The sequence below is a fragment of the Halanaerobium sp. genome, from assembly GCF_003070835.1.
Genome location: NZ_QBLR01000223.1, coordinates 1 through 5,655 on the forward strand (window position 1 = coordinate 1; position 5,655 = coordinate 5,655).

Annotated in this window: 3 protein-coding genes; all 3 read left to right on the forward strand. The window is 32.5% G+C overall.

Annotated elements, in window-relative coordinates; genetic code table 11:
* The first annotated feature begins 361 nt into the window (after positions 1 to 361).
* The gene (locus CI949_RS15890; protein WP_073160586.1) at positions 362 to 1,744 is read left to right on the forward strand and encodes a DUF2254 domain-containing protein; all 1,383 of its coding nucleotides are present in this window, start codon (positions 362 to 364) and stop codon (positions 1,742 to 1,744) included.
* A gap of 93 nt (positions 1,745 to 1,837) precedes the next feature.
* A complete protein-coding gene (locus CI949_RS15895; RefSeq protein ID WP_134059840.1) occupies positions 1,838 to 4,585 on the forward strand; it encodes a cation-transporting P-type ATPase in 2,748 nt (915 codons plus the stop codon).
* Between the two features lie 72 nt (positions 4,586 to 4,657).
* A partial coding sequence (locus CI949_RS15900; protein ID WP_290768086.1) for a winged helix-turn-helix domain-containing protein occupies positions 4,658 to 5,655 on the forward strand: 998 nt, incomplete at its 3' end.

Genomic DNA, 5,655 nt, shown 5'->3' on the forward strand with positions numbered 1-5,655 from the left:
GAGATAAGAAAAATAATGGAAAGTTAATAAAATAATTTATGATTTTGATCTAATTATTTTATATTGTTGATATTAAAAAAAGATTTTAAAGAAATGGCCAAATATGTATTAGAAGATGAAAATGCTGAAATTAATCCCAGAAAAGGAACAGTTGAACAGGTGAAAGCTATATTTGAAGATGCAATGTAATTTTTAAAATATGTTAAGCAATTGACAATTTAATAAATATAATTAAATTACAGCCTAAATATCAAATCATTATGATTAATTTTATCCAGTATATAAAAAGGATATTAGGTAATTATGTTGAAATTAAATGATAGAGGGAAAAGTAATGAAAATTATAGAGGGTGTGTAAATTTTGAAATTTAAATTTCTGCATAATATAGAAAATAAAATATATTTTATTCCTTTAATTTATACAATATCTGCTGCTCTACTTTCAATAGCGGTAATATTTATTGAATATCAGTATACAGATACTCTGACAAATGTACTGCCCGCATATTTTTTTACTTCTTATGACCTTTCAAAAACAATTTTGTCTACCATAGCAGGCTCCCTTTTTGCAATGATTACAGTTTCTTTTTCAACTATTATGGTTGTACTGACCATGTACTCTTCGCAGTTTTCGCCGCGGACGATGCAGGATTTTCTTAAAAACAAAATAACCTTAAAAGTTTTAGGAGTTTTTCTTGCTGGTTTTATTTATTCAATGTTAACTCTGCTTTTTATAGATGACAGCCTGCAGGGAAGCGGGGAATCAATTATATTTTCGGCAATGATTGGGGTTGTTGTTGCTATTGTCTGTCTAGGTTATTTTGTCTATTTTATCCATCATGCAGCTAATTCAGTTCAGGTAAATCTCTTGATTGAAAGTTTAAAAGAAGAGGTTATTGAAATAGTTGATAAAATTGAGGCAAGAAATAACAGCAATGATCAGATTCGTAATGACCCACCTGAGAATTTAAAAGAAATGCTGGACAGAGAGTCATGTGAGGTTCATCCTGAGCAGAGTGGATATATTCAGGTTATTTATGATATTGAACTAACCAAGTTGGCAGATCAACATGACATAATAATTAGGGCTGAAAAAATGATTGGTGATTATGTAACTGAAAATACAATTGTTTTTAAATTCTGGCAGCTAAATGAAGAAGCTGAGAGATTTAGTGATGAAGAACTTGAAGAAATAAAAAATAAAATTCTTGATAATCTGGCAATCAACAATGAAAGAAGCAAGAAAAATGATATAGAATTTGGTTTATTAAAATTAACAGAGGTTGCTTTAAGAGCCATTTCTCCAGGGATTAATGATCCCAATACAGCAATATTTTGTATTAATCAGTTAGGCTGGGTTTTATCAAGAATTGCAGTTGCCAATTTAGAAAATACTTATTATTATAATGACAAAGATGAATTGTGTTTTATATTAGAGGATATTTCTTTTTGGGATCTTCTATATAAAACTTTTTATCAACTCAGTCATTATGGAAATCAGGATGTATCAGTTGCGGGATCTATTATTGATGCACTGGTGATTATTGCTGAAGGAAGTCCAAAAGATATTAAAGAACAGGTCTGGCACTTTAGCCATTATATTTTAGGTGGTTTTGATAAAAATGTATTGGAGCAGGAAGATAAGAAATTTTTAAATCATAAAATCTACCGTCTGGCTAAAGAAACCGGTCATAAAGAGCAGCGAGAAAAATATTTTCAAGTTGAAAATTTTAAAGTAAATTAGTAAATTATAGTATAAAACAGGAACTTTAAATTATTTTTAAAAATGTTATTATTATATCTAAAAACTAAAATCATAAAATAAAGAGGTGGTCATATGTCAGAAAAAGAATTTTATAGACAAAAAGCCAAAGATGTTGTGAAAACTTTAGAAAGTAGTCTTCAGGGACTAAGCCAATCAGAAGCAGAAAAAAGGCTGCAGAGAGATGGAAAAAATGTTCTTGAAGCAGCTAAAAAAAGGTCATTATTTGTAATCTTTTTACAGCAGTTTAAAGATGTACTTGTAATCTTACTTTTAATAGCCGCTGTAATGTCACTATTAATTGGAAGTTATCGTGATGCTACAGTGATGCTTATGATTGCAGTTCTTAACTCTGTAATTGGTTTTATGCAGGAATATAAAGCGGAAAAAATAATGGATTCTCTAAATAAACTGGTTAATTCGCCTTCAAAAGTAATTCGTGATGATCAAATCGGAGAAATTTCACAGGAAGAACTGGTAGTTGGAGATATTGTAAGTCTGGAAGAAGGAGATAAAATTCCAGCTGATTTGAGAATTATTGAATCATTTAATTTGAAAACTAATGATGTTTCTCTAACTGGTGAATCAATGCCTCAGGAGAAGCAGTCTAATTACATTGAGGAAGAAAGACCACTAGCAGACCGTGATAATATGGCCTATCTAGGAACAACAGTTGCCGCTGGCTCAGCTAAAGGTGTAGTTGTTAGAACTGGAATGGATACTGAGATGGGTAAGATCGCTTCGATGACTCAAGAAGAGGATAAATCCCGTTCCCCTCTCCAGGATGAGCTGCATACAGTGGCCAATCGAATTGGTATCTTTGCAGTTGTAGTTGGATTTACACTTTTTGGAGTGAGTATTTATAGAGGTTATGGATTGAACTTCGCTTTAATATATGCTCTTGGTGTAGCTGCAGCTGTTGTACCTCAGGCTTTACCGATGCAGGTTACAGTAGCTCTGTCTCAGGGAGTAAAAAGACTGGCAGGAAAGAATGCAGTAGTCAAAAAGCTTTCTTCGGCTGAAACTCTTGGTTCAACCAATGTTATCTGTACAGATAAGACTGGGACTTTAACCAAAAATGAAATGACAGTAAAAAAAGTATATTTTGATGGCCGGGAGTATGAAGTAACCGGTCTTGGTTATAAACCAGAAGGTGAACTTATAGGAGAAGATGGAGAACCACTAACTGAAGCAGAAATTGCAGAGATGGAGATTATCTTTGATGCTGCTACAATGGCTTCCAATGCAGAGATTCATGAGCCAGATGAAGAGCATCCTGGCTGGTATGCAATCGGTGATCCAACAGAGGCTGCTCTAATTACTCTTTCTACAAAATTAGGTACTCGCTCTCCTAAAGAAGATGAAGAAAATCCTGAATTACATGAATTCAGTTTTGATTCTGACCGTAAAAGAATGAGTTCAATTAGAGAATTTGAAGATGGAAACTATCTTAAGATGAAGGGAGCTTTAGGTAGTGTGCTTTCTGTTTCCAAACATATTCTCAAAGATGGAGAAATAGTAGAGATTACAGAAGAAGACAAAGAAAGATTAAAGGAACTTAATGAAAAGTATTCAAAGGATGCAATGCGGGTTTTAGCAGTTGCCTACCGCAAACTGGAAGATGAGGAGACAGATTATGTTTTAGAAGAAATAGAAAAGGATGTTATTTTTCTGGGAATGGTGGCGATGATTGATCCTCCAAAAGAAGGAGTTAAGGAAGCCATTCAGGAATCACATGATGCCTATATTGATACCTATATCATGACTGGTGATCATGCAACTACTGCCCAGGCAGTAGGAAAAGAAATTAGTCTTTCTGTTGATGATGAAGATGTACCAGTATTTACCAGTAAAGATTTGGAAGAGATGAGTGAAGAAAAACTGAGACAGACTATGGAAGAAAATAAGTCACTTATTTTTTCCCGGGTATCACCTGAGGATAAATTGCGGATAGTTAAAAATTTAAAAGAACAGCAGAAAATTGTTGCTGTAACAGGAGATGGAGTTAATGATGCTCCAGCACTTAAGAGTGCTCATATTGGTGTTGCTATGGGGCAGATGGGTACAGATGTGTCCAAAGAAGCATCAGAGTTGATTTTACTGGATGATAGTTATCCCACCTTAGTCTATGCGATTAAAGAAGGAAGGACCATTTATAATAATTTAAAGAAAACAATTCTGGGAACATTAACTGCAAATGGGGCTGAATTAACACTCGTATTGCTTGGATTGATTGCTGCAGCACTTTTTGACTTACCGATTCCAATACTGGCTATTCAGATTCTATCAATTGACCTCCTAGCTGAAATTTTACCATTAACAGCTTATACTTTTGATCCAGCTTCAGAGCAGATAATGACCGTACCGCCAAGAAGTCAGGATGACCATATTGTTAATAAAAAAAGTTTCAGCAGGTTTGCTTTTATGGCTTTAGTAATTGGGGGCTTTGCTTATTTCAATTTCTACTCTTTCATTAATGGACGAATTTCAGCTGTTAGTGAAGGTGGAAAATTATATGCTCAGGCGACAACAATCAGTTATTTAACTGTGGCCTGTCTGCAGTGGATAAATATTATGTCTTTAAGATATGAATATCAGAGTATCTTTTCTAAGAGCTTCTTTAATAATCCCAAAATGCTATATGCAATTTTAATTTCAATTGGATTAGTATTAGGAGTGGTTTATATTCCAAACATAAACGATTTTCTTGGTTTTGCTGGAGTAGGAATAGCCGCCTGGAGTAGAATTTTGACTTCCAGTGTGTTATTTTTAATCTTAAATGAAGTTATCAAGTTTTTTAGACGGCGGAAAGCAAATGTATAATTTTTAAAATTGTCGTCATTTTAGCTGAGAATTTATTTTAAAAGATATAATTAATTAATGGAGGGAAGCCAAATGTTTGATATTGAATTAAAAAGAGATGGCAGAGAAAATCTATATACCCAAATTTATGAAGCAATACGGGCAGAAATTCTGGCAGACAAATATACCCCTGATACAAAAATGCTATCAATAAGAAAACTTGCTTCCCGACTTAGTGTGAATGCAGAAACTGTAGTTAAGGCTTATGATTTACTGGAAGCTGAAAATCTTATTTACAAAAAAGAGGGTAGTGGGAGCTATATTGCTCCTGCTGCTGCTCTCAAAAATAATAGTGATGATCAGAGACTAAGAATTTTAACCTCTAAACCGTCTTTATCTTCTCAAAAAATCATTGATTTTAGTGGTCCAGAACACGGAAAAGAATTTCTAGAAGAGTATGCATGGGATTTGATTTTTGATCGTTTTTATTCTGATTTTAAAAGTGAGAGTTTTAAAAAAGTTGAAGCTAAAAAAAGCAGCTATTTTCAGCTTTTAAAATCAAAAAATGAAAATTTGAGTAAAAGCAAACTTTATTATAGTTCAGAAGCCAAATTAGAAGAAATATTATTGACATTAGTTGGGAAAAACAAAGAATTATTATTTACCAGTGGTAGTGACAATTCTCTATTTACTAAATTATTTTTGCAAGATCACAGCATTAATAGTAAAACCAATAAAGTTTCTTTTTCTACTCCAAATGCAAATATTCATATAAGTTCTGCAGATTACGATAGTTTAATGGACTATCTTGAAAATAATACCATTGACTATTTAATCATAAGTGATGATTTTGTAGAGGAAAGCATTTTTAATTGGAGCCTTTCTAAAATAAAATCTTTGCTGGAACTTTCTCAAATGCTTAAGTTTAAAGTGATTATTTTAGAGCATTTTGCTCTTTATCAAAACAATGAAAAAATAAAAGAACTTTTAGAATCTAAATATAATAATCAAATTATTCTAATTCAAGCATTAACAAATAGGGTTTTTCCAGGTTTAAAATTAGGATTAGCCTATTTAGATGATTATTATTT

What these genes read in the sequence shown, in the direction of transcription:
- CI949_RS15895 (WP_134059840.1), top strand. Translation starts at nt 1,838, where the DNA reads ATGTCAGAAAAAGAATTTTATAGACAAAAAGCCAAAGATGTTGTGAAA.